Source organism: Paramylibacter ulvae (genome assembly GCF_014652655.1).
Classification (GTDB): domain Bacteria; phylum Pseudomonadota; class Alphaproteobacteria; order Rhodobacterales; family Rhodobacteraceae; genus Amylibacter; species Amylibacter ulvae.
On sequence record NZ_BMZF01000001.1, the window covers coordinates 417,705 to 441,071 of the forward strand.

Consider the following 23,367-nt stretch of genomic DNA (forward strand, 5'->3'; position numbering starts at 1 on the left):
AAAAAACGCCCCAGACCAATTATTCAAACATAGCGGCGTCTTCACCGAACCATTTTTTGATCATTGCATTCAATGTGCCATCAGCCTTCATTGATGCGATCGCTGTGTTGAGCTTGCCTTTCAGCTCGCCATCGCTTTCGCGCACACCCACACCGATACCGTCACCCAGAACGATGTCTTCGCCGATGAATTCCAGCTCGCCACCGCTTTCAGCAACGATTGGTTCCCAGAATGCTTTGTCGGCCAATGCCGTGTCGGCCTGACCATTGCGAACCGCTGCAACGGTTTCGTCAGGAGATGCAAATTCCATCAATTGTGCACCGCTTGACGCAACATGGCTTGCTTGGATCGTGTTGATCTGTGCAGCAACCACACCATTGATCAACGCAGGATCGGCACCAGCCAAACCAACATATGCAGATGGATCAGATGGGAAATATGCATCAGAAAAATCGATCACGGCGTCACGCTCTTCGGTGATGCTCATACCAGCGATGATTGTGTCATAGTTACCAGAAACAAGGTTTGGAATGATTGAATCCCACTCGTTTTTCACCCAGACACATTCCAATTCTGCGCGTGCGCACAGTTCGTCACCAACTTCGCGTTCGAACCCGTCAATTTCGCCTTTGTCATTCACAAAGTTATAGGGAGGGTATGCGCCCTCTGTACCCATGCGAACGGTATCGGACATTGCCACTGTTGCAGTCAACGCCATTACACCAAGTGTGGTGCCAAGTGATTTCAAAATCATAATACTCTCCCTGTATTTCGAATCTAAAGAGAGAGATTAGACGTTTCGCCAAAGGAATCAATCGAATTGAATCCCGCATGTCCCCTTGCGTTACGTAAACAAAGCCTGTTTCATTCCAATTCAACGAAAGGCGCTAAAATGTCACCACAACAGCTGGATTTAGAGGCATATCAAACACTGATCGGAAAACCACTGGGGGTTTCTGATTGGTTTCAAATGGATCAATCAAGAATCAATGCCTTTGCCGATGTGACGCTGGATCATCAGTTTATCCACCTTGATGATGCACGCGCAAAATCGGAAACACCGTTTGGAGGAACGATTGCACATGGATACCTTACACTCGCGCTATTGACCCATATGATAAATCAGGTTGCCCCCGTCCCCAAAGATGCACAAGCACAGATTAATTACGGTTTAAACCGCGTTCGTTTTTTACATCCCGTCACAGCGAACGCACGCATACGCGCAAACGTGGGGTTGGACAGCATCATCGAACGGCGCAAGGGCCAATATTTGTTTGAATTTGATGTGACAATGCAAATCGAAAACGTCAAAACCCCCGCCTTAATGGCGAAGTCTTTGGCGTTATACACGTTTTGAAATTTTGAAAAATGGCGCGGTTGACGGGGCTCGAACCCGCGACCTCCGGCGTGACAGGCCGGCACTCTAACCAACTGAGCTACAACCGCAATTGCGATGCAACCATTTTTCTTAGTGGCGCGGTTGACGGGGCTCGAACCCGCGACCTCCGGCGTGACAGGCCGGCACTCTAACCAACTGAGCTACAACCGCACACTAAGTGGAGGCCTTGTAGGGCGCGTGGTAAGTGTCGTCAAGCGGTTCAAAGCACCTTTTTAAATTAAGTTTGTTTTCCAGCCATTTTCAAACCATATTTCCCCGATATTTTGACGCCAAAGCAGCGAAACAGAAGTGGAATTCGATTCATGGCATTACCGCGCCCACATATTTCACAAATCGTTTTTATCCCTACTATATTCCTCTCCGCGGGATTGCTTTTCTTTGTTCAGCCATTGTTCGCAAAGCTCGTGTTGCCCTTTGTCGGCGGGTCATCATCTGTTTGGACAACGGCGATGTTATTTTTTCAAACGGTATTGTTGTTGGGCTATATTTACGCCCATCTGAGCACGAAATACCTGTCTGTTTTTTGGCAAATCGCCTTGCATATTGGACTTTGGGCGGTGGCGCTTTTGTTTGTACCACTTAGCGTGAAATCAAACTGGATCGCCGATACCAGCACCATCAGCACAACAAACACATTGTTAATATTTGCAACTGGGGTCGGATTGCCCTTTGCGGTTCTTTCCGCAAACGCACCACTGATTCAAAAATGGTATTCACGCAGCGGCGGACCATCTGCCGATGACCCCTATTTTCTCTATAGCGCATCAAATCTTGGGTCATTGATAGCATTGCTTGCCTTTCCATTGATCGGCGAACCATTACTTGGGGCGCGTATGATCGGACTGATCTGGGCAGCGGGTTTTGTGATTCTGGGCGGGATGCTGTTTTGGTCGGGACGTTTAGCCAGACAAAACAACATCGTTATCTCAAAATCAGTCGATGCGGCGCCGTTGGGGGCAGCGCCTAATAATTTACAACGATTATATTGGATAATTCTTGCCGCGATTCCATCGTCGTTAATGCTGGCCGTCACATCAAAAATCAGTGCAGATATCGGATCCTTCCCGCTGGTTTGGATTATTCCGCTCGCGCTTTATCTGGTGTCGTTCATCATCGCGTTTTCAGGAAAACGATTTATTTCGCAACAACGCCAAGCGGTATTAATCCCCGCCTGTTTGATATTTTTGCTGTTTGCCACACGTATCGAGGGTATCTCCGCCGTTGGCTGGACCAATTTTACAATTCTGATTGCTACGTTTTTTGTACTGGCAATCATTGCACACAAACGGCTGTATGATGCGCGCCCAAGCGAAAACCATCTGACCCAATTTTATATTTTCATGTCACTTGGCGGGGCGATGGGTGGTTTTTTCAACTCGATCATCGCAACACACATGTTTAACGATATTCACGAGGTCCCCATCGTAATCGCCGCGGCCAGCATTTTGATCTGGACTGGAAAAACCAAACCCACACAAAACGATTTTATCCGTGCGATCATTTTCGCGGTGATCGCAATTAGCGTGGCATTGTTGTTGCCATCCCTAATCAGGGGAACCTTGGCACAACCCAATCTGATTGCCGTTACATTTGTCGGCTTTCTTTTGATTTTCATCTTAAAAAACAAAGAGTGGCAAACGGCGATATCGTTGGCACTTTTTATCTTGGTGACTTACTTCGCCACTCAATCAAACCATATTTATCAAAGCAGAAGCGTCTTTGGCGTGCATCGCATTTTGGAAGAGGACGGTATTCGCAAATATCTAAATGGCACCACATTACACGGTGCAGAGCGTATATCCGAACACGGGACGCGCCCCACCCCGCTCACATATTATCATCCCAACGGCCCCATGGGGCGGATTATGCAGGCAGCGCAAACGCCAGATACCACATCCATCGGAATTGTTGGATTGGGTGTTGGTTCGCTAACCTGTTATCGCCAAGATCATCAGAAATGGGATCTCTATGAAATTGACCCCGTGGTTGATGACATTGCGCGTGATCCAAAATTATTTAACTTTATGGATCAATGCGCACCCGACATTCCAACGCATATCGGTGATGCGCGTTTGGTTTTGGCCAAACAGGCCCCCAAGAATTTCGATATCTTGTTGATTGATGCGTTCAGCTCTGATGCCATCCCGGTGCATTTAATCACGAAAGAAGCGATCGAATTGTATCTGTCGCATATGAACGACAACGGCGTATTGGTTATGCATATTTCCAACCGATATTTTGCATTACAAAAACCCTTGTCAAAAATTGCATCCGAATTGGGATTGATCGCGCTTGGAACAAACCATATCCCAGAAACAAAGGACGACAACGCAGATCAAGCATCCGCCGTTACTGTATTTGCCCGCAATCAAATCGCCATTAATCGTTTTATCAAAGACGACAAATGGCGCCCGTTAATTTCCAATTACAGACACCTGTGGACGGATGATTACAGCAATTTGTTATCCACTTTGCGCTAGCGGTTCATACACCTGTTGGTATCGCGCAACGGCACCTGATTTTCGCAACCGAGGCGTGTTACCACGCCAAATCACCCGATAGGTTGCATGCATCAATATAAGGAATCAAGAATGAGTATTTTGAAAACAATCGCCCTATCATCTGCGGTTTTGGGTTTGGCGATTACGCCTGGGTTTGCGGCGAAACAAGGCCAAAAGGCGGGAAAAGTAACGGTCAGTGAATCATTTTCAGACTGGGGCATTAATTGGGGCAGTAGCGGCAATTACATCGCAAAGGTATTTGTAACGGAGCACAACGGCCAAATTATTTTATGCGGCGCGGGTTACCTCAAAGGCGCAATTACCGCTAACTTTAACAACCAAGCGCTTACCGGCACGTATCTAACCCTGAACGGCGAAAATATTCTGAACGGTTTGCGTTTTTTCTCAAACGCGCGTACGGCCAAAAATTTACCAAAAACCAAAGCAAACTGCGCCTATACCAAGGCGACGGGCCCCATCAAAGCTTCCGATCGTTTCAGATTTGAATCGCGCCGTAATAAATATTGGGACTAGTTCCAACTTACGCCCAGATGCATCGGCGTCTGGACGGTTTTAGGATACATCTGACGTTCGATCAGAAGGTGCAAATGCGACTAAGTAAATGCTTGATTGCACGAAAGTTTTCAAAATTTTTACACTCGATCAATGACTGCTCTGGGGACAAAGCGCCAATTCGCTGCGGCTGCGCCAAGGTCCGTTTTAAGAATCTTTGTTCATTTCAATTAGTCGTTCAAAACAGACCTCACAAAGAAGGCCAATCTTCGCAAATCCTTGCGTCTCGTCATTCCACTCTTCACCGTGGCTCATAAGAAATTTGTCGCACTCATCACACCACCCATTGTATTCCCCATCTTCGTCTCTATGGAATATTAGTCCGCGTTTGCTGCCCTCGCGCAATGAGACGATGGAATGACAACACGCATAAGCTGGTTTGGTTGGACCATGCTGATGGCAATGCACTCTTTGTTCTTCTGGTGACCCCACTTATCACCTCCGGGCGTTATTTTCTGTTCAAAGCCGACTTTAATAAAGGGTGCAGCATCAGTCCATATGGGCTCAAAGCTGCCTTTCAAAATAGTCGAGATATCCCAAGAACAAACCTGCACGTTGTCAAATTGATCGCGACGAGATTTCACATGATGGCAGAGCCAAATTGAAACGGTCGATATAAAGAGAGGAAATGGTGGGTGATAAGAGACTCGAACTCCTGACATCTTCGGTGTAAACGAAGCGCTCTACCAACTGAGCTAATCACCCTGTGTCGCGGTGTTTAGACGTTGTTTGCGCGGGCATCAAGGGCTGTTTTGCGCTTTTTCACAGTTTTTTTGATTTTCTGTTTTCATCAAATGTAGTTTATAAATTACACGCGGCCCATCGTCGGTTTCGCGCAGAATTGGTTTGATCCGTCCCAATGGCGGCACATGAATTTCGGCGTTGTTTTCAAGGGCGAGATGCAGTTTTTCAAGCATGGCTTCGATCACTTCGCGCACCTCGCCTTTGCGCACCCCTGTTTGCAATACCACGGCCTCGAACAAATCGCGTTTGCGAATGATGACTGGTTCTGGTGAATCAAGTGACATGGATACTCCATAAAAAAACGGGCACCCCTAGGAATGCCCGCTTTGTTTTAGAATTTGGTTAATCGAGACGATTAATGTGCCAATGAAGCGCGTTGTGCCTCTGCCAATTTGGATGCGGCGGCGGCTTCTTCTGCGGCCTCGTCCCAATCAATGGCTTCTGGTGCGCGGATCAATGCGTGTTTCAACACTTCTGACACGGATGATACAGGGATGATTTCCAGCCCCGCTTTCACATTGTCAGGAATGTCTGGCAGGTCTTTTTGATTGTCCTTTGGGATCAACACGGTTTTCACACCACCGCGCAATGCCGCCAGCAATTTTTCCTTGAGCCCACCAATCGGCAAAACATTCCCGCGCAATGTCACCTCGCCCGTCATGGCGATATCTTTGCGAACAGGAATGCCCGTCAACACCGACACGATTGATGTCACCATGCCAACGCCCGCTGATGGGCCGTCTTTTGGTGTTGCACCTTCGGGGACGTGTACGTGAATGTCGATCTTTTCAAACACGGGTGGTTTGACACCAATTTTCGGTGAGATCGAACGCACATATGATGATGCGGCCTCGATGCTTTCTTTCATCACATCGCCAAGCTTACCTGTGGTTTTCATCCGCCCTTTACCGGGCAGTTTCAATGCCTCGATCGACAATAATTCACCACCGACGCTGGTATAAGCCAAACCAGTGACCACGCCCACCTGATCGGTTTCTTCGGCCAGACCGAATTTAAACCGTTTCACGCCCAAGAAATCTTCTAGGTTCTTGGCGGTGATTTTCACAGCTTTGTCCGTACCTTTTACAATTTTCGTCACCGCCTTGCGGCAGAGTTTTGCAATTTCACGTTCCAAGTTCCGCACACCCGCCTCGCGGGTGTAACGGCGTACAACGTCCAGTAACGCACCATCGGTCAATTCAAATTCACCTTTGCGTAATCCATGGTTTTTCATCTGTTTTTCCAACAGGTGACGTTTCGCAATCTCTTGCTTTTCGTCCTCTGTGTAGCCAGACAATGCGATCACTTCCATCCGATCCAGCAATGGACCTGGGATGTTATAGCTGTTGGATGTGGTCAGGAACATCACGTTCGAGAGATCATATTCAACCTCTAAATAGTGATCGACAAATGTGCCGTTTTGTTCTGGATCCAATACCTCGAGCAAGGCAGACGCGGGATCGCCGCGGTGATCTTGGCCCATCTTGTCGATTTCATCGAGCAAGATCAGCGGATTATTGGTTTTCGCCTTTTTCATCGCTTGGATGATTTTACCAGGCATGGAACCAATATATGTCCGACGGTGACCACGGATTTCGGATTCATCACGCACCCCACCAAGGGAAATACGGATAAATTCACGCCCCGTTGCACGCGCAACCGATTTACCAAGCGATGTTTTACCAACACCGGGAGGGCCAACCAAACACATGATCGGACCTTTCAATTTGGTTGAGCGTTGTTGCACAGCCAAATATTCCACGATGCGCTCTTTGACCTTTTCCAGACCATAGTGATCTGTATCCAGCACTGTTTGCGCCTTGTTCAAATCCTTTTTCACGCGGGATTTTTTGTTCCACGGAATGGACAGCATCCAATCAAGGTAATTGCGCACAACTGTTGCCTCTGCGGACATGGGTGACATGTTGCGCAGCTTTTTCAATTCGGCTTCGGCCTTTTCTTTGGCCTCTTTGGACAGTTTGGTTTCGCTGATTTTCGCTTCCAGCTCGGCGGTTTCATCTTGGCCACCGCCCTCGCTATCGCCCAACTCTTTTTGAATGGCCTTCATTTGCTCATTCAAATAACATTCGCGCTGTGTGCGTTCCATCTGGTTTTTCACACGGCTTTTGATCTTTTTCTCGACCTTCAGGACAGACATTTCGCCCTGCATCAAACCATAAATGGTTTCCAGACGCTCGGCCAAATCCAGCGTTTCCAGCAATTCTTGTTTTTGATCCACACGGATGGACAAATGCCCAGCAACCGTATCGGCCAGAATTTCGGCGCTATCGCTTTCATCAACCGCTTTTAACGCTTCTTCAGGGACATTTTTGTTCAGCTTGGAATAGCGATCAAATTCAGCACTCACAGAACGTGACAATGCTTCGATTGTGTCTTCATCGCCGCGGTGTTCTGTCAACACCTCTGCGTTGGCTTCGAAATAATCGTCATTATCCAGATATTCGGTAATGCGTACGCGTTCTTTACCCTCGACCAACACCTTTACGGTGCCATCGGGCAGTTTTAGCAATTGCAAAACGGTCGCGACCACGCCGATTTGATAAATGCTCTCGGATGTTGGTTCGTCTTCGGATGGGTCAATTTGTGACGACAACACGATTTCTTTGTTGTCTTCCATCACAGCTTCTAGTGCGCGTACAGATTTTTCGCGCCCAACGAATAATGGCACGATCATATGTGGAAACACGACGATGTCGCGCAATGGCAATACGGGATAGGTTACGCTGCTCGCGTCAGTCATTTTAACGTCCTTTTATATTAGCAAGAAATTCAGCGTCCCAGATTATCCGGCAACGTCATATTTCTCCTGTTAAGGTTCTTAGAAATTGGTCATCCAATCAAAAACTGTCAAGCGCACGGCACATCACAAAAAGATGAAAAACAAATTTCGCAATCACTATTACAGAAAACAAAACCGAGAACAATGCGCGTTTACGGGTTTTCCACAGCGTTTTTTGGCATCGCTCAATTTAGAGTGGATCGATATCGCCCTGAGCGCGAGTTGCATGAAATTGTGCCACAAACGCATCCAATTGACCCGCGGCAATCGCATCGCGCAGCCCTTGCATCAATTCCTGATAATAATGCAGGTTGTGCCATGTTAATAACATCGACCCGATAATCTCTCCTGCCTTGTGCACATGGTGCAAATAAGCGCGGGAATAATTGGAACATGCGGGACATGTGCAATTTTCATCCAACGGGCGTAAGTCATCCTTGTGACGTGCATTGCGCAAATTGACCGCACCGTGACGGGTCAATGCCTGCCCTGTGCGCCCTGATCTGCTTGGCAATACGCAATCAAACATATCTACGCCGCGCTGTACCGCGCCAACGATGTCGTCTGGTTTGCCAACGCCCATCAAATAACGTGGTTTTTCAACGGGCAATTGGTTTGGGGCATAATCAAGCACGCCAAACATGGCATCCTGTCCTTCGCCCACGGCCAATCCACCAATGGCATAACCATCAAAGCCGATTTTTTCCAAGGCTTCCGCGCTTTCTTCGCGAAAATCCTGTTCCAGCCCGCCCTGTTGAATCCCAAACAGCGCATAGCCTGGGCGATCACCAAATGCATCGCGCGAACGCTGCGCCCAACGCATCGACAATTGCATCGATTCATTTATCCGTGCGCGATCTGCGGGTAATGCGGGGCATTCATCGAAACACATGACAATGTCGGATCCCAACAAACGTTGAATCTCCATACTGCGCTCTGGCGTCAGGTTATATTCAGTGCCATCAATGTGGCTTCGGAATTTTACGCCCTCTTCCGTCAATTTGCGCAAATCGGTCAGGCTCATCACCTGAAACCCGCCAGAATCCGTCAAAATCGGGCGATCCCAATTCATGAATTTGTGCAAACCACCCAGATTGTGAATGCGTTCGGCACCCGGGCGCAGCATTAAATGATATGTATTGCCCAACAAAATATCAGCACCTGTTGCGCGTACATTTTCAGGCATCATCGCCTTGACCGTCGCGGCAGTGCCCACAGGCATGAACGCAGGCGTGCGAATATCGCCCTTTGGGGTAGAAACGATTCCAGTCCTTGCGCGACCATCATTTGCGGATATATGAAAAGAAAATGATTTTGACATGCTGCTTCCCTAGAGAACCAGTTGATGATTTCAAGCGAAAAACACCAAATTGGGGGAAATACGATGGCACATGGCGAAAATCAGCATGATGAATTGGCATTGGGCTGGGAAGAATGGCTTGCCCTGCCCGATTTGGGTTTGCCCGCGTTGAAGGCCAAGATTGATACAGGCGCACGTACATCCGCGCTTCATGCGTTTAATATCGAACCTTTTGGAACAGCGTCAAAGCCACGCGTTCGATTTGTTATTCAACCAATCCCGGGGCGCGATGATTTAGAGGTTATTTGTTCCGCCGATGTCATTGATCGACGCGATGTGACCAGTTCGAACGGTGAATCCGAACTACGCTATGTTGTGCGCACAAATATGCAGATCGGCGATCATAAACGCCCCATCGAAATCACTCTGACCGATCGCGCCAATATGGCGTATCGCATGTTGCTGGGTCGCCAAGCATTAGGCGATGATATCGTGGTGAACCCATCAGAGAGCTTTATTCAACCAAAGCTGAGCTATGATCTCTATAAATCGTCTCAACGCCCTGCGGCGGCCAAACGTCCGCTGCGAATTGCGATTTTAACGCGTGAGCCCGATAATTATTCCACAGGTCGTCTGATCGAAGAAGGCGAACGTCGCGATCACGTTGTGGAAACCATTGATACATCGCGCTGTTATATGAATATCCGCACATTAGCGCCTGAAATTCATTATGATGGTAAAAAGTTACCCCATTACGATGCCGTGATTCCACGTATTGGCGCATCTATCACCGCATATGGCACCGCCGTGGTGCGCCAGTTTGAAACCATTGGAACCTATTGCGTGAATGGATCAGAGGCCATCACAGCATCGCGCGACAAATTATATGCGCATCAACTGCTGGCACGTTACAAAATCGGCATGCCAACAACCGCATTTGCATCATCCCCCAAGGACACCAAAAATTTGGTGACATTGGCGGGGTCAACGCCATTGATCGTCAAATTGCTCGAAAGTACACAAGGCAAAGGCGTGGTTTTGGCCGAAACGCCCAAGGCCGCAGAATCGGTGATTTCCGCCTTTCGCGGGCTAAAGGCCGATTTTTTGGTCCAACATTTTGTAAAAGAGGCCGCAGGCGAAGATGTGCGTTGCATGGTGATCGGCGGCAAGGTGGTTTCATCCATCAAACGCACCGCCGCCGCGGGTGAATTTCGATCTAACCTGCACCAAGGCGGCACCGCTGCGAAGGTGAAAATAACCAAAGAAGAACGCGAAACCGCCGTGCGTGCAGCCAAGGCAATGGGGCTAAATTTCGCGGGTGTTGATCTGTTACGCTCGCACGATGGCCCCAAGGTATTAGAGGTAAATTCATCCCCGGGTCTTGAAGGAATGGAAAAAGCATCCAAATTAAATGTAGCGGGTAAAGTTTACGATCACATCGAAAAATCCGTCCGCCCCGCCGCTCCGCGCCGCAAAAGTTGATCGGAATTGATATGTCCCGCTTATGGACAGTGCCAGCACCAATCCATATAAGAAGAGTCAGGAATTCAAGAAAGACGTTGATATGACCAGTGAAACAGCCCCCCTGATGGAAGGTACCCCGTTGATAAAGCCATCAACGACGGATCACCCATTGTATGATGCGATTTGCGAGGCATGCCGAACAGTGCATGACCCTGAAATCCCTGTGAATATCTTTGATTTGGGATTGATTTACACCATTGAAATCAACGCCGATGGTGCGGTAGATATATTGATGTCCCTCACCGCGCCCGGTTGCCCAGTTGCAGGCGAAATGCCCGGCTGGGTTGAAGAGGCCGTTGAACCGATTCCTGGTGTGCAATCGGTCAGCGTGTCACTGGTTTGGGAACCTCAATGGGGCATGGATATGATGTCCGACGAGGCCCGATTAGAGCTAGGATTTATGTAATGTTTGGTATCCCCGGAAAACAAGCCATCAGCATCACAGACCGCGCCGCCAATCAGATTGTAAAACTGATGGGTGATGGCGACAAAAAAGGCCTGCGCGTTGGCGTGAAAAAAGGCGGCTGTGCTGGCATGGAATACACCATGGAATATGTCGATGCCGTTGATCCAAACGATGAAATGGTTGAACATAATGGGGCCAAGGTGATGATCGCCCCCATGGCACAAATGTTCCTGTTTGGCACCGAAATCGATTACGAAGTGTCATTGTTGGAATCTGGTTTCAAATTCAACAACCCCAACGTAACCGAGGCCTGTGGCTGTGGTGAATCAATCAAATTCGAAGGTATGTAATGCGCAAAAAACTGGCCGCTGGCAATTGGAAGATGAACGGATTGCAATCGAGCCTTGGTGAAATTGCAGCCCTTGCAGAATTGATCGGCCAACCCAATTGCGATGTGTTACTATGCACACCTGCAACGTTAATTAACTCTGCTGCGCAAGTCGCTGATAAATCAGCAATTAATATCGGCGCACAGGATTGTCATGCCAATGAAACTGGTGCGCATACGGGTGAAATTTCCGCTGATATGATCGTTGATGCGGGTGGAAAATATGTGATCCTTGGCCATTCAGAACGCCGTGCAGATCACCGTGAATCGGATGCTTGTGTACGTGATAAAACCCGTGCTGCATGGGCTGCAGGATTAACAGCGATTGTGTGTGTTGGTGAAACACTGGAACAACGCGAAGCATCCAACACACTTGATATTATCGGTGGTCAGCTGGCCACATCCATTCCAGACAAGGCCACGGCGGAAACATTGGTTGTGGCCTATGAACCCGTATGGGCGATTGGCACGGGATTAACGCCAACCCTTGATCAAATTGGCGAAGTGCATGATTTCATTCGCGCGCGTCTTGAGCGCCGCTTTGGCGAAGGTGTCGGGCGTTCGGTGCGTGTTTTATATGGTGGTTCGATGAACCCCAAAAATGCCGCCGAAATTGCAACTGTGTCCAATGTCGACGGCGGTTTGGTGGGCGGCGCATCCCTAAAGGCAGCAGATTTTGCACAAATCGTGGATGCGCTGAGCAACGCTTAACCGATTTTGCGGTTCATTTCACCGTATTCTTCTTCGTAATGGCGGCGCAATCGTTGCAAGGCGATGCGCAGCACGATTTTACCTGATCGCGCCGACCACCCCATGCGTTTTTCCGCCACTTCCAACCCTTCCAGATAACAACAACAGCGCAATGCAATATCGCCAAGCCCTGTGCCAAGTGCCGACAACGCGTCGCGCAAGCGTTTCGCGGCGGCGTCCGATCCACCAACCCCCGCACTGTTAAACGCGCCGCGATCACTTCCGGTTAAAAACCGATCCCAATTTTGTGCGATCCGCGGCCCCATTTGCGATAATTCGAAATCTTCGCGTAAACGTTCACCCGCTTGTAACAATTCGGCGGATAAAAACCGTTCCCCATTTGAATCCTTTTTACGCGCAAGCATCGTAAGCGGGCTTTCACGTAAATTAACACGCTTTTTGGTAATGCGTCCCGTGGCAGTGTCAAAAATGTTTTTGTCACCAAATTCGCGGTGTTGGGCGGCAAATGGTGTTTGTGCCTCGGCAAAACCATCACCTGAATGTGGCTTTTCAGACAGTGCACGGCGCAGCGCCCCACGGCCAGATTCGGTCACATGATAAACATGCACAGCCCCGTTTTTCGTGCATTTAATCCAATCACAAACCGTCATTTTTTGGGCCAAGTCACGCGAAACGACAGCGGTTTTTGTGGGCTGCCCTGTGCCAGATTTGCGCAAGATCGCACCATTTTCCAATTTTGGTGAAATCGCCATAAATGCGCCCGCTTCGCACATGCGGCGCAATACACGAATGTCTTCGGCTGATACTTTTTTATTCGCAATTGTATTTGTCGTGGTTGTCATAGTTTTCCCAAGTCTTTCCTTCAGGAAATCAACCATTTGTGGTGTTTCAGCATGTTCAAGATATTCATCAACCAATGGATCATCGCGCAATTCTTCTATGCGGCGCACACGACGCATAACTGTTGATGGATGCACGCCCATTTCTTGGGCAAGGCTTCGCAGACTACGCCCCAGTACAGTATGCGCAAGATACAGGTTCGTGGACAAACAATCTGCTTGTTCACCCAGTATTTTATTCGCAGTGACATGCACCCTTGATCCGTTCACAATTTTCCCCAACGGTGGTTAATCATTTATTACTGAAACAACCTTTGATTGAAATCTAAAGATTGTGTTAACATTTTTGATTAGTTAATTTTTGCCTAAACATTTAAATAAATTGAATATTCTGCGTTCGCTGAATCTCGAATTCCCGCAACGGTTGTAAATTCCGTGCAACAGTAGTGGCACGAACAAGGAGACAATCGTGACTATTCAACAAGTATATCAACACATCTTTCGCCCAAAAATATTGGTTCGCGCCGCACGTATCGGAATGCAGAAATACGTACGTGACAAGGATTTGAAACGCCTGCTCAAGGTGAACCGCCTGCCAGTGGAGGGCGGCGCAAAAGAGGATCTGATGATACGGGAATCGGCGCTAGAGGCCGCGCGCATTTCTGGCGCAGCCTCTTACAGCATTATTGAGCATATTTCGGTTCTGACCGCATTATTGGCGGAAATGAACCTGTTGCCAAAACAGCAACACAATGCGGCCGTATAGTATTGATCAGCCAAAGGCGTCTTTTTCAGATGCCTTTCGCGTTTCGATATAATCAACCAATGCGGCATCAATCGCGGGATCAAGCGGTGGTTGCTGGTAATCGGCCAGCAACTGTTTCACTCGCGCATTGGCGAGCGTGAACGTATCCTTTTCACCATCCTCGGCCCATGTTTCATAGGGGCGATAATCCAACACGTTTGAACGCCAAAAAGCGTTTTTGAAATTGGCTTGGGTATGTGCACAGCCCAGATAATGCCCACCTGGTCCAACTTCTTCGATTGCACCCATGGCTTGGGCTTCTTCGGACATATCAATGCCTTTGGCGATCGAATGTAAAACGCCCAATTGATCCGCGTCCATCACCAGTTTTTCTGGCGATGCGACAAGTCCACCTTCCAACCAGCCCGCTGCGTGCAAACAAAAATTAACCCCACCCAGCAAAGCCGCGTTCAACGTATTGGCCGTTTCATATGCCGCCTGCGCATCGGGTAGCTTTGATCCACACAAACCACCGCCAGAGCGGAAAGGTAAGCCCAACTTACGGGCCAATTGCCCTGCACCGTATAGAATTTTAGATGCCTCTGGTGTGCCAAATGTTGGCGCGCCTGAATTCATATCGATTGATGTTACAAATGCACCCATAATAACAGGTGCCCCTGCACGGCAAAGCTGATTATAGGCAACGCCCGCCAATGCCTCTGCCATCACCTGTGTCAATGTCCCAGCAACGGAAACTGGAGCCATCGCACCGCCCACGATAAACGGGGACAGGATACAGGCCTGATTATTTTCGGCGTAAACCTCCATTGCGCCCATCATGATATCGTCAAACACCATCGGGGAATTGACGTTGATCAATGATGTCATCACCGTATTGTTTTGCACAAATTCTTCACCAAACAGGATGTTGCACATATTAACCGAATCTTGTGCACGTTCGGGCGCAGTGACCGATCCCATAAATGGCTTATCGGAATATTTCATATGCGCATAAAGCATATCCAAATGGCGTTTATTCACCGCAATATCGGTGGGTTCGCACACCGTACCACCCGAGTGGTGCAACCATTTGGACATATAGGTCAGTTTGACCAGCTTTTGAAAATCATCAATCGTGGCGTAACGACGTCCGCCGTCTTGGTCGCGAATAAAGGGCGGGCCATAAACAGGTGCGAGCACCATTGTATTGCCGCCAATTTCAACAGATTTTTCAGGGTTGCGCGCATGTTGTGTGAATTTTGCTGGTGCGGTTGAAATTAACTTGCGTGCCAAACCACGTGGAATGCGGACACGATCACCGTCGATATTCGCACCTGCTGCAGCCCATTTTTCCAACGCTGATGGATTATCGGGGAAATTCACTCCGATTTCTTCCAACACTTTTTCGGCGTTATTGAGGATGATGTCCAATGCATCATCATTCAACACTTCGAAATTTGGAATATTGCGTTCGATGAAACGTGCGGTTTCAATCACAACGGCGCTACGTTCTGCGCGCCGTGCGGCGCCGCCACCGCGTGCGCGGCGTCTTGGGGATGCTGTTTCGGTCATCTTTGGAACCTTTTGGAATTATCTGGCACAGTCATAGCCTTTATAATAGGGATTTGGGACATGCAAATTCGGCAACTATATTCCACTTGCGACATTTGATCTGTCGCGATGTCGATTTCTGTGCGGTTGTTTTACGCATGGCCGCGATTGCACTTGCGCGAATCCACCCCCTCGCCTAAACCCTGCGGGCATGAGCACACAATCACATGAACGCCTTCTTATCATCGATTTTGGCAGCCAAGTAACGCAGCTTATTGCGCGGCGCTTGCGCGAATTAAACGTTTATTGCGAAATTCATCCGTTCAACAATGTTGACGAAAAATTTCTGCGTGAATTTGACCCAAAGGCCGTCATCCTGTCGGGTGGTCCATCCTCCGTCATCGACAAGGACAGCCCACGCGCGCCTGATGTGCTGTTTGAACTGGGTTTACCAATCTTGGGCATTTGTTATGGCCAACAGGTGATGATGCATCAATTGGGTGGTACAGTTGAACGTGGCCACGGCACCGCCGAATTTGGCCGCGCCTATGTAACTCCAACCGCTGATAAGTTGGACATTTTACAAGGTTGGTTTGCCACAGACAAAGAACAAGTCTGGATGAGCCACGGCGATCACGTTTCCAAAATTGCAGATGGGTTTGCGGTTTATGGCACATCGCCAAATGCACCGTTTGCGGTTACTGCCGATTTGAAACGCAAATTTTACGCCGTGCAATTCCACCCAGAGGTTCACCACACCCCCAACGGCGCAATGTTATACGAAAATTTCGTTCGCATCGCGGGTTTCACCGGTGATTGGACGATGGGTGCATATCGCGAACAAGCGATTGCCGCCATTCGCGAACAGGTTGGCGATGAACAGGTGATTTGTGGCCTGTCAGGTGGCGTGGACAGTTCGGTCGCTGCTGTGTTGTTACACGAGGCAATTGGCGATCAATTGACATGTGTGTTTGTGGATCACGGATTGCTGCGCATGGGCGAAGCCGAAGAAGTGGTCACGATGTTCCGCGACCATTACAATATGAAATTGATTCACGCAGAGGAACAAGAATTGTTCCTTGGCGAATTGGATGGTCAATCAGATCCTGAAACCAAACGCAAAATCATTGGCAAACTGTTCATTGATGTCTTTGATAAACATGCCCGCCCGATCAATGCAAAATTCCTTGCCCAAGGCACATTGTACCCAGATGTCATTGAAAGCGTTAGCTTTTCTGGTGGACCATCGGTGACAATCAAAAGCCATCATAATGTTGGCGGCCTGCCTGAAAAAATGGATATGAAGCTGGTTGAACCGCTTCGTGAATTGTTCAAAGACGAGGTTCGCGCATTGGGTGTTGAACTTGGCCTGCCGCCCAGTTTCGTTGGTCGCCACCCGTTCCCAGGGCCAGGGCTTGCCATTCGTTGTCCCGGTGAAATTACCCGTGACAAATTGGAAATCCTGCGCCGTACCGATGCTGTATATATCGACCAAATCCGCAAACACGGGCTTTATGACGATATTTGGCAAGCGTTCGTTGCCATTCTGCCTGTGCGCACAGTTGGCGTCATGGGCGATGGGCGCACATATGATTTTGCCTGTGCATTGCGTGCGGTTACATCCGTGGATGGTATGACAGCGGATTATTATCCGTTTAGTCATGAATTCTTGGGCGAAACCGCAACACGTATCATTAACGAGGTCGAAGGCATCAATCGCGTCACCTATGATATCACATCAAAACCTCCGGGCACGATTGAATGGGAATAATGCATTGATTGATGGGTTGTAAATTCATCGATCACCGCTAATCTGGCGCAAATAATTTTCTAAAGAATGCGTCAAATGCCCCTTTCCGATACACTCAAGGCCGCCCTGTGGATGATGGGGTCTGTTGTTTCATTTAGCGCGATGGCGGTGGCTGGTCGCGAAATGAGCCTTGATCTGGATACATTTGAAATCATGATGTATCGCTCACTGATTGGTGTGGTGATCGTTTTGATCTGTGCCCGCTACTTTGGAACACTGGGTCAAATCAAACATGATCGGCTGGGCCTGCATTTTACCCGCAATATTTGCCATTTCACCGGACAAAACCTGTGGTTTTTTGCAATCACTTTAATTCCATTTGCACAGCTTTTCGCATTTGAATTTTCGGTCCCAATTTGGGTTACTCTGGCCGCACCGTTGTTGTTAGCGGAAAGATTAACTTCGATGCGTATCCTATCTGTTTTTACAGGATTTATTGGTATATTAATCGTCACACGCCCATGGGCGGCAGGCATATCACCGGGGATTATTGCCGCTGCTCTTTGTGCTCTTGGCTTTGCTGGATCTGCGATTTTTACGAAAATTTTAACCCGCACCCAAACCATCACCTGTATTTTATTTTGGCTCACCGTGATGCAATTGGCGTTTGGTGTGATTTGCGCAGGCTATGACGGTGATATCGCCCTGCCCGCCGCGCGTAGCATTCTGTGGGTTTTCATTGTCGGATTTGGTGGATTGTTTGCGCATTTCTGTTTGACCACGGCATTGCGCCTTGCGCCCGCAACTGTGGTGATGCCCGTTGATTTTACCCGTCTGCCGTTAATCGCGGTGGTCGGTGCGGTGTTTTACAATGAAGCGCTTGAAATCTGGGTTGTGATCGGTGCGATTATCATATTTGCATCCAATTATATCAATATCTGGGATGAAAACCGCAAAAAACGCGCCGTGGCATAAAGGCGGCTGTTTTTTAACATCTGCGCAATCCGTTTGAATTGCCCCACAAAAATTGGTTATTGAGTAAAAAACAAACGAGACTCGTGATGATTTATGAAACAGCCAATGATTGGAACCAATCAAAATCCAAACGCGTCATGCTGTTTGGCATGTCTGGTCTTGGGAAAACTCACATCAGCCAGATTTTGCGCGACCAAGGCAGTTGGTTTCATTACAGCGTCGATTATCGTATTGGCACACGTTATATGGGCGAACATATTGCCGATAATTTCAAGAAAGAGGCCATGCGCAATCCGTTCTTGGCGGAATTGTTGCGATCCGATGCGATTTACATCGCAGCCAATATGAAATTTTCCGATCTTTCACCCCTGTCTACATATCTGGGTAAACCCGGTGATACAGCCAAGGGTGGCATCGCGTTTGATGAATATTTGCGCCGCCAGCGGTTACATCGTGATGCAGAAATCAATGCGATGAAGGACACGGTTCATTTTATTCACCGCGCAAAAGAGCTTTATGATTACGACAACTTCGTTTGTGACACATCGGGTTCCGTGGTCGAGGTGGTTGATCCAAACGATAAAAACGATCCGGTCATGTCATTGTTATCTGATCACGTCCTTCCGATCTGGATCGACGGTGGATCGGGCCATACGGATGTATTGGTTGAACGTTTCGCCAAAGCACCCAAGCCGATGTATTACCAAGAAGAATTCTTGCTCGATTGTTGGAAAAACTATCTGTCCGAAAAGTCGGTGGCGCCAGACGATGTAAACCCCGATGATTTTATCTTGTGGGGATATCAAAAATTATTGGAAAACCGCCTGCCCCGCTATGCACAGATTGCAAAAAACTGGGGTGTTCGGGTTAATGCCAAAGACATCGCAAATGTTCACAATTGCGAGGATTTTTCTGCTGTTGTGTCTGCTGCACTTGAAGCGCGTTAATCACCGCGCTAAATTTCAAGAATATTGAAAGAGTAATTCCATGCCGATCAAAATTCCATCCAAGCTCCCTGCCTTTGACGTGTTGAAATCCGAAGGCGTGAGCGTGATGTCAAACAAAGATGCACAACGCCAAGATATCCGCCCGCTGCAAATCGCGCTTTTGAATTTGATGCCCAAGAAAATTCAAACGGAAACGCAATTTGCACGCCTGATTGGTGCAACCCCGTTGCAGATTGAATTTACCCTGATCCAAATGACGGAACATACGTCCAAAAATACCAGTGCCGATCACATGGATGCATTTTACGCAACCTTCCAAGAAGTGAAATCGCGCAAATTCGATGGGCTGATTATCACGGGCGCCCCGATTGAACATCTGCCATTTGGTGATGTAACCTATTGGGATGAAATGAAAGAGGTGATGGAATGGACGCAAACCAATGTGCATTCCACCTTTGGTGTGTGTTGGGGGGCGATGGCCATGATCTATCACTTCCACAACATCGACAAACAAATGCTGGACGCCAAGGCATTTGGCTGTTTTCGCCATACAATCACCGATAAATCCTCGCCATTTTTACGCGGGTTCTCTGATGACATTGTGATGCCCGTGAGCCGTTGGACAGAAATTGACCCTGCGGATATTAGCGCGAATGATCGCCTCAGAACCTTGATCAGCTCTCCCGAAACTGGCCCTTGTTTGATCGAAGATCCCGATCATCGCGCAATTTATGTGTTTAACCATTTTGAATATGATGATGGCACATTGAAAGAAGAATACGATCGCGATGTGGCCAGCAATACGCCGATCAACATTCCGATGAATTATTACCCCGATGATGATCCATCGCGTGAACCAACCAATCGCTGGCGCAGCCATGCACATTTGCTCTATGGCAATTGGATCAATGAGATTTATCAATCAACGCCGTATGATTTAAACAAGATAGGTGTAGATGCTGGTTAAAATTGGCATAATCTGTCTGTTCGCAGCAATTGCAATCACATTGATTGTCTGGATCAGTGCGGTGCGTTCGGTACAGATTGCCGAAAAAAACCATCCACCAATTGGTGATTTCCTCAATATCGCGGGTAAGCATGTGCACTATGTGAAAATGGGGCCGCCCATTGGGCGCGCACCTGTGATCATTTTGTTGCATGGCGCGGGTGGAAACCTGCGCGATTGGACGTTCAAGGTCGCGCCTGAGCTATCGAAAAACTACACCGTTATTGCCTTTGATCGCCCGGGTCATGGATATACCGATGTTTACGACATCAAGGGCGAAAGCCCACAATATCAGGCCGACATATTGCGCCAAGCAACGCAAAAGCTTGGTATAAAAAACGCTGTCGTTGTTGGTTATTCATTGGGTGGTGCGGTGGCTATTGCTTGGGCGCTGGATTATCCACAAATGTTGGATGGGATATTATTGGTATCCTCTGTTTCAAATCCATGGATCATCCCACCATCCGATTTATACGATTATGTTGGGCATCCATTGACCAGCTATATCGTTGCCCCCATCATCTCGGCCTTTGTTCCCACGCGCAAAATTCGAAATGACTATGCACGGGTTTTCACGCCACAATCCCCACCAGAAGGTTTCTTGGATCATGTTGGCGCAGCATTAACCGTGCGGCCAAAATCATTTCGCGCCAACGCGCGACAGGTGCGCGGTTTGTTGGAAAACATTCGACAAATGTCCGCGCGATATGACGAACTATCCCTGCCCATCGAAATGATCCATGGCAGCCGCGATCGTTCCGTCCCCGCCGCGATCCATTCCAAGGTCATGAAACAACGCGTGCCGCATGCAAACTTAACACTGATCCCAAGTATGGGACACGGTGCACATCAATTGGCAACACCCGAAATTTACAGCGCAATCGCACGATTAACGCGCCCCTAACCTTGCAAGCGCGCAAATTCTGCGCATATGTTGGTGAAAGTTCAAAGGGAAAAACATGCAAAAACCATTCGACGGCGCGATCAGTGCATTTTACGAAAACGAAGCCCCAGATGACATTCGAAAATCCATCCAATCCGCCAGTAAGAAAGAGATTTTGGATAAATCATTTCCCTATGACAAACAGATGGACAAAGACGAATACGAAGAAACCATCGAAGATTTGCAAGTGGAGTTAGTAAAGCTGCAATCTTGGGCTCAGGAATCGGGCGCGCGTATCGCAATTATATTCGAAGGGCGCGATGCCGCTGGCAAGGGTGGCACAATCAAACGGTTTCGCGAAAACCTGAACCCACGTTCGGCGCGGGTTGTGGCTTTGTCTAAACCAAGCGAAACAGAACGCGGCCAATGGTATTTCCAACGATATGTCCAACATATGCCAAGCACCGGCGAAATCGTATTTTTTGACCGTTCTTGGTATAATCGCGGCGTGGTGGAAAAGGTATTTGGATTTTGCACCGACGAGCAACGCAAACATTTTTTCGCTCAGGTCAATGAATTTGAGGACATGTTGGTGGATGATGGGATCATTTTAATCAAACTCTGGCTCAATGTTGGACGGGGCGAACAATTGCGCCGTTTCTTGTCACGTGAATCCGATCGTTTGAAACAATGGAAACTGTCTGGCATTGATGTCAAAGGATTGGCAAAATGGGATGAATACACCACCGCTATTCAGGAAAATTTCGGAAAAACCCATTCCAAACACGCCCCTTGGGTGATTGTACGTACTGATGACAAAAAACGTGCGCGCATCAACGCCATTCGCACCGTTCTGGCACAAATCCCCTATGCACTAAAAAACGAAAAGGTGGTATCAAAACCAGATCCCAAAATCGTTGGTGGGCCAGAAATCATTGGCTAGAAAAGGATACCACCACGGAAATCTGAAACAGGCTTTGATTGATGCAACCATTCAGTTGATCGAACAAAAAGGCCCCACAGGTTTCACAATGTCAGAGGCGGCAAAACTGGCCGGCGTGTCTGCCGCCGCCCCCTATCGCCATTTTGAAGGCCGCGAGGCCTTGATCGCAGAGGTCGCACGCGAAGGGTTTGGTATGTTCGGTGATCTGATGGAATTTGCCTATGCCAAGGGGAATACACCACTGGCCGCACTTGAATCCACGGGGCGTGCGTATCAGGCATTCGCCAAAAAACATTCTGGCCATTATATCGCGATGTTTGAAAGCGGTGTCGCCATAAACAGCGACCCCGATTTGGCCGCTGTTGCCAATCGCGCATTGGGCGTATTGGTGCGCGCCTGCGAAGAATTGATCAAAGATTTGCCAGCCCATCGCCGCCCACCCGCGACAATGGTCAGCCAACATATTTGGGCGATGAGCCACGGTGTGGTTGAATTATTTGCACGCGGTGAACCAGGGCAACGTTCGCCGTTTTCACCCGAGGATTTGATGGAAAGCGGGCTTGGCATATATCTGCGCGGTTTGGGTGTTTTGCCAAATGATGACTAATAGGGGCGTTCCATCACGCGGTCTGCGCCCGTAATAATCATATCCATTGGAATATCGTGGGGTTGAGGGAATATGGTTTTCAATGCCCCAACGGGATGCCCAACACCGATTATCAATGGCTTTTTCGCCATCGCGGCCAAGGTACGATCATAAAACCCGCCCCCATATCCCAGCCGATAACATTGGGGATCAAACCCAACCAGCGGTGAAATCACCACATTGGGTGTTATTTCTGCGTTTGTTGCGGGAATGGGAATGTTCCAAACGCCCCGCGTCATTTCACAATCTGGCGTCCACTCGCGAAAAATCAGCGGCGCGTGTTTTTTCACAACAACAGGCAATGCAATTTTTGCACCCCGCGCAAACGCCCGCGCCATCCAGCCGCGCAAATCTAATTCCCCACGAAATGGCCAGTAGAGGCTGATAATATGCCCCGCCGTTGGATTTATGACCTGATCCAACATATCGCCAATGTCATGTGCCAATTTTGTGCGTTCTTCCACAGATACCGCCAATCGTGCATCAATCATTACCGCGCGCGTCGCCTTGCGCCAGCGTGCGGTATCCAATGCTGCTTGTGGATCAACAACACCAAACCCATCGTCGGCTTGGGTAAGTTCATGCGCAAAACAAGGTGGCGAGGCATAGGATTTGGGTGAATCATTGCTCATACCATCAGCATTGCGCCGATCTGGTATCGAAAACAACAAAATTTTGCATGTACCACTTGTTATTCAAAAAATCTTTGCTAAATATGTTAATGTGAATAACATTT

22 protein-coding genes and 3 tRNA genes are annotated in these 23,367 nt (G+C 48.5%); 15 read left to right on the forward strand and 10 right to left on the reverse strand.

What is annotated here, in order from left to right:
- Positions 1 to 19: 19 nt before the first annotated feature.
- Positions 20 to 754 carry a transporter substrate-binding domain-containing protein gene (locus IE094_RS02065; RefSeq protein WP_189638905.1) on the reverse strand — a complete coding sequence of 245 codons (735 nt, stop codon included), beginning with the start codon at positions 752 to 754 and terminating at the stop codon, positions 20 to 22.
- Between the two features lie 138 nt (positions 755 to 892).
- On the opposite strand from IE094_RS02065, the gene IE094_RS02070 reads away from it, so the two are divergent.
- Entirely contained in the window at positions 893 to 1,357 is a 465-nt protein-coding gene (locus IE094_RS02070; protein WP_189638906.1) for a MaoC family dehydratase, read from the forward strand.
- 12 nt (positions 1,358 to 1,369) lie between these two features.
- Here IE094_RS02070 and IE094_RS02075 read toward each other — a convergent pair.
- Together IE094_RS02075 and IE094_RS02080 are read right to left on the reverse strand one after the other, a co-directional pair.
- Positions 1,370 to 1,446 (reverse strand) — tRNA-Asp (locus IE094_RS02075).
- Positions 1,447 to 1,472: 26 nt separating this feature from the next.
- Positions 1,473 to 1,549, reverse strand: a tRNA-Asp gene (locus tag IE094_RS02080).
- 152 nt (positions 1,550 to 1,701) lie between these two features.
- Between IE094_RS02080 and IE094_RS02085 the strand changes: the two genes are divergently transcribed.
- A complete protein-coding gene (locus IE094_RS02085) occupies positions 1,702 to 3,879 on the forward strand; it encodes a fused MFS/spermidine synthase (RefSeq protein ID WP_189638907.1) in 2,178 nt (725 codons plus the stop codon).
- A 111-nt stretch (positions 3,880 to 3,990) separates the two neighbouring features.
- Positions 3,991 to 4,434 carry a hypothetical protein gene (locus IE094_RS02090; protein WP_189638908.1) on the forward strand — a complete coding sequence of 148 codons (444 nt, stop codon included), beginning with the start codon at positions 3,991 to 3,993 and terminating at the stop codon, positions 4,432 to 4,434.
- 668 nt (positions 4,435 to 5,102) lie between these two features.
- Here the strand turns inward: IE094_RS02090 and IE094_RS02095 are convergent.
- From IE094_RS02095 to tgt, 4 genes are all read right to left on the reverse strand, one after another.
- Positions 5,103 to 5,178 (reverse strand) — tRNA-Val (locus tag IE094_RS02095).
- 35 nt (positions 5,179 to 5,213) lie between these two features.
- Positions 5,214 to 5,501, reverse strand: coding sequence for an HU family DNA-binding protein (locus IE094_RS02100; protein WP_189638909.1), 288 nt, complete (start codon positions 5,499 to 5,501; stop codon positions 5,214 to 5,216).
- 71 nt (positions 5,502 to 5,572) lie between these two features.
- Positions 5,573 to 7,978, reverse strand: coding sequence for an endopeptidase La (gene lon, locus IE094_RS02105; protein WP_189638910.1), 2,406 nt, complete (start codon positions 7,976 to 7,978; stop codon positions 5,573 to 5,575).
- Positions 7,979 to 8,207: 229 nt separating this feature from the next.
- Positions 8,208 to 9,338 (reverse strand): tRNA guanosine(34) transglycosylase Tgt, encoded by a 1,131-nt coding sequence (tgt, locus tag IE094_RS02110; protein ID WP_189638911.1) that lies wholly within the window; start codon positions 9,336 to 9,338, stop codon positions 8,208 to 8,210.
- A 63-nt stretch (positions 9,339 to 9,401) separates the two neighbouring features.
- Between tgt and rimK the strand changes: the two genes are divergently transcribed.
- The 4 genes from rimK to tpiA all read left to right on the forward strand — a co-directional run bounded on the left by rimK (position 9,402) and on the right by tpiA (position 12,346).
- On the forward strand, positions 9,402 to 10,799 hold the full coding sequence (gene rimK, locus IE094_RS02115; RefSeq protein WP_189638912.1) for a 30S ribosomal protein S6--L-glutamate ligase: 1,398 nt from the start codon (positions 9,402 to 9,404) through the stop codon (positions 10,797 to 10,799).
- Between the two features lie 82 nt (positions 10,800 to 10,881).
- Positions 10,882 to 11,247, forward strand: coding sequence for a DUF59 domain-containing protein (locus tag IE094_RS02120; protein ID WP_099594047.1), 366 nt, complete (start codon positions 10,882 to 10,884; stop codon positions 11,245 to 11,247).
- The gene (locus IE094_RS02125) at positions 11,247 to 11,597 is read left to right on the forward strand and encodes a HesB/IscA family protein (protein WP_189638913.1); all 351 of its coding nucleotides are present in this window, start codon (positions 11,247 to 11,249) and stop codon (positions 11,595 to 11,597) included. The genes IE094_RS02120 and IE094_RS02125 overlap by 1 nt, the downstream gene beginning before the upstream one ends.
- On the forward strand, positions 11,597 to 12,346 hold the full coding sequence (tpiA, locus tag IE094_RS02130; protein ID WP_189638914.1) for a triose-phosphate isomerase: 750 nt from the start codon (positions 11,597 to 11,599) through the stop codon (positions 12,344 to 12,346). Before IE094_RS02125 ends, tpiA begins: the two co-directional genes overlap by 1 nt.
- Here tpiA and IE094_RS02135 read toward each other — a convergent pair.
- Complete coding sequence (locus IE094_RS02135; protein WP_229801963.1) at positions 12,343 to 13,455, reverse strand: DUF6456 domain-containing protein; 1,113 nt, start codon at positions 13,453 to 13,455, stop codon at positions 12,343 to 12,345. The genes tpiA and IE094_RS02135 overlap by 4 nt on opposite strands.
- Positions 13,456 to 13,654: 199 nt before the next feature.
- Here IE094_RS02135 and IE094_RS02140 point away from each other — a divergent pair, with 199 nt between their 5' ends.
- Positions 13,655 to 13,951, forward strand: a complete 297-nt coding sequence (locus tag IE094_RS02140) for a DUF6477 family protein (RefSeq protein ID WP_189638915.1) — start codon at positions 13,655 to 13,657, stop codon at positions 13,949 to 13,951.
- 6 nt (positions 13,952 to 13,957) lie between these two features.
- Here IE094_RS02140 and IE094_RS02145 read toward each other — a convergent pair whose 3' ends face one another.
- Positions 13,958 to 15,502 (reverse strand): trimethylamine methyltransferase family protein, encoded by a 1,545-nt coding sequence (locus tag IE094_RS02145; protein WP_189638916.1) that lies wholly within the window; start codon positions 15,500 to 15,502, stop codon positions 13,958 to 13,960.
- A 190-nt stretch (positions 15,503 to 15,692) separates the two neighbouring features.
- Here IE094_RS02145 and guaA point away from each other — a divergent pair, with 190 nt between their 5' ends.
- The 7 genes from guaA (at position 15,693) to IE094_RS02180 (ending at position 22,592) form a co-directional block, all read left to right on the forward strand.
- Complete coding sequence (gene guaA, locus IE094_RS02150) at positions 15,693 to 17,252, forward strand: glutamine-hydrolyzing GMP synthase (protein WP_189638917.1); 1,560 nt, start codon at positions 15,693 to 15,695, stop codon at positions 17,250 to 17,252.
- Positions 17,253 to 17,318: 66 nt separating this feature from the next.
- Positions 17,319 to 18,206: a DMT family transporter gene (locus IE094_RS02155; RefSeq protein WP_229801964.1), complete on the forward strand. Its 888-nt coding sequence runs from the start codon at positions 17,319 to 17,321 to the stop codon at positions 18,204 to 18,206.
- Positions 18,207 to 18,292: 86 nt separating this feature from the next.
- On the forward strand, positions 18,293 to 19,153 hold the full coding sequence (locus tag IE094_RS02160) for an ATPase (protein WP_189638918.1): 861 nt from the start codon (positions 18,293 to 18,295) through the stop codon (positions 19,151 to 19,153).
- A 40-nt stretch (positions 19,154 to 19,193) separates the two neighbouring features.
- Complete coding sequence (metA, locus tag IE094_RS02165) at positions 19,194 to 20,120, forward strand: homoserine O-acetyltransferase MetA (RefSeq protein ID WP_189638919.1); 927 nt, start codon at positions 19,194 to 19,196, stop codon at positions 20,118 to 20,120.
- The gene (locus IE094_RS02170; RefSeq protein WP_189638920.1) at positions 20,110 to 21,063 is read left to right on the forward strand and encodes an alpha/beta fold hydrolase; all 954 of its coding nucleotides are present in this window, start codon (positions 20,110 to 20,112) and stop codon (positions 21,061 to 21,063) included. Before metA ends, IE094_RS02170 begins: the two co-directional genes overlap by 11 nt.
- 55 nt (positions 21,064 to 21,118) lie before the next feature.
- Positions 21,119 to 21,985 (forward strand): polyphosphate kinase 2, encoded by an 867-nt coding sequence (gene ppk2 / locus IE094_RS02175; protein WP_189638921.1) that lies wholly within the window; start codon positions 21,119 to 21,121, stop codon positions 21,983 to 21,985.
- Entirely contained in the window at positions 21,978 to 22,592 is a 615-nt protein-coding gene (locus IE094_RS02180) for a TetR/AcrR family transcriptional regulator (RefSeq protein WP_189638922.1), read from the forward strand. The genes ppk2 and IE094_RS02180 overlap by 8 nt, the downstream gene beginning before the upstream one ends.
- On the opposite strand, the gene IE094_RS02185 is transcribed toward IE094_RS02180, so the two are convergent.
- Positions 22,589 to 23,299 carry a 5-formyltetrahydrofolate cyclo-ligase gene (locus IE094_RS02185; protein WP_229801965.1) on the reverse strand — a complete coding sequence of 237 codons (711 nt, stop codon included), beginning with the start codon at positions 23,297 to 23,299 and terminating at the stop codon, positions 22,589 to 22,591. The two genes, IE094_RS02180 and IE094_RS02185, sit on opposite strands and share 4 nt — an antisense overlap.
- Positions 23,300 to 23,367: the final 68 nt, after the last annotated feature.

Excerpts from the sequence above, each read along its gene's own strand:
- IE094_RS02065 (WP_189638905.1), bottom strand. The coding sequence starts at position 754 with ATGATTTTGAAATCACTTGGCACCACACTTGGTGTAATGGCGTTGACT.
- IE094_RS02070 (WP_189638906.1), top strand. The coding sequence starts at position 893 with ATGTCACCACAACAGCTGGATTTAGAGGCATATCAAACACTGATCGGA.
- IE094_RS02085 (WP_189638907.1), top strand. The coding sequence starts at position 1,702 with ATGGCATTACCGCGCCCACATATTTCACAAATCGTTTTTATCCCTACT.
- IE094_RS02090 (WP_189638908.1), top strand. The coding sequence starts at position 3,991 with ATGAGTATTTTGAAAACAATCGCCCTATCATCTGCGGTTTTGGGTTTG.
- IE094_RS02100 (WP_189638909.1), bottom strand. The coding sequence starts at position 5,501 with ATGTCACTTGATTCACCAGAACCAGTCATCATTCGCAAACGCGATTTG.
- lon (WP_189638910.1), bottom strand. The coding sequence starts at position 7,978 with ATGACTGACGCGAGCAGCGTAACCTATCCCGTATTGCCATTGCGCGAC.
- tgt (WP_189638911.1), bottom strand. The coding sequence starts at position 9,338 with ATGTCAAAATCATTTTCTTTTCATATATCCGCAAATGATGGTCGCGCA.
- rimK (WP_189638912.1), top strand. The coding sequence starts at position 9,402 with ATGGCACATGGCGAAAATCAGCATGATGAATTGGCATTGGGCTGGGAA.
- IE094_RS02120 (WP_099594047.1), top strand. The coding sequence starts at position 10,882 with ATGACCAGTGAAACAGCCCCCCTGATGGAAGGTACCCCGTTGATAAAG.
- IE094_RS02125 (WP_189638913.1), top strand. The coding sequence starts at position 11,247 with ATGTTTGGTATCCCCGGAAAACAAGCCATCAGCATCACAGACCGCGCC.
- tpiA (WP_189638914.1), top strand. The coding sequence starts at position 11,597 with ATGCGCAAAAAACTGGCCGCTGGCAATTGGAAGATGAACGGATTGCAA.
- IE094_RS02145 (WP_189638916.1), bottom strand. The coding sequence starts at position 15,502 with ATGACCGAAACAGCATCCCCAAGACGCCGCGCACGCGGTGGCGGCGCC.
- guaA (WP_189638917.1), top strand. The coding sequence starts at position 15,693 with ATGAGCACACAATCACATGAACGCCTTCTTATCATCGATTTTGGCAGC.
- IE094_RS02155 (WP_229801964.1), top strand. The coding sequence starts at position 17,319 with ATGCGTCAAATGCCCCTTTCCGATACACTCAAGGCCGCCCTGTGGATG.
- IE094_RS02160 (WP_189638918.1), top strand. The coding sequence starts at position 18,293 with ATGATTTATGAAACAGCCAATGATTGGAACCAATCAAAATCCAAACGC.
- metA (WP_189638919.1), top strand. The coding sequence starts at position 19,194 with ATGCCGATCAAAATTCCATCCAAGCTCCCTGCCTTTGACGTGTTGAAA.
- IE094_RS02170 (WP_189638920.1), top strand. The coding sequence starts at position 20,110 with ATGCTGGTTAAAATTGGCATAATCTGTCTGTTCGCAGCAATTGCAATC.
- ppk2 (WP_189638921.1), top strand. The coding sequence starts at position 21,119 with ATGCAAAAACCATTCGACGGCGCGATCAGTGCATTTTACGAAAACGAA.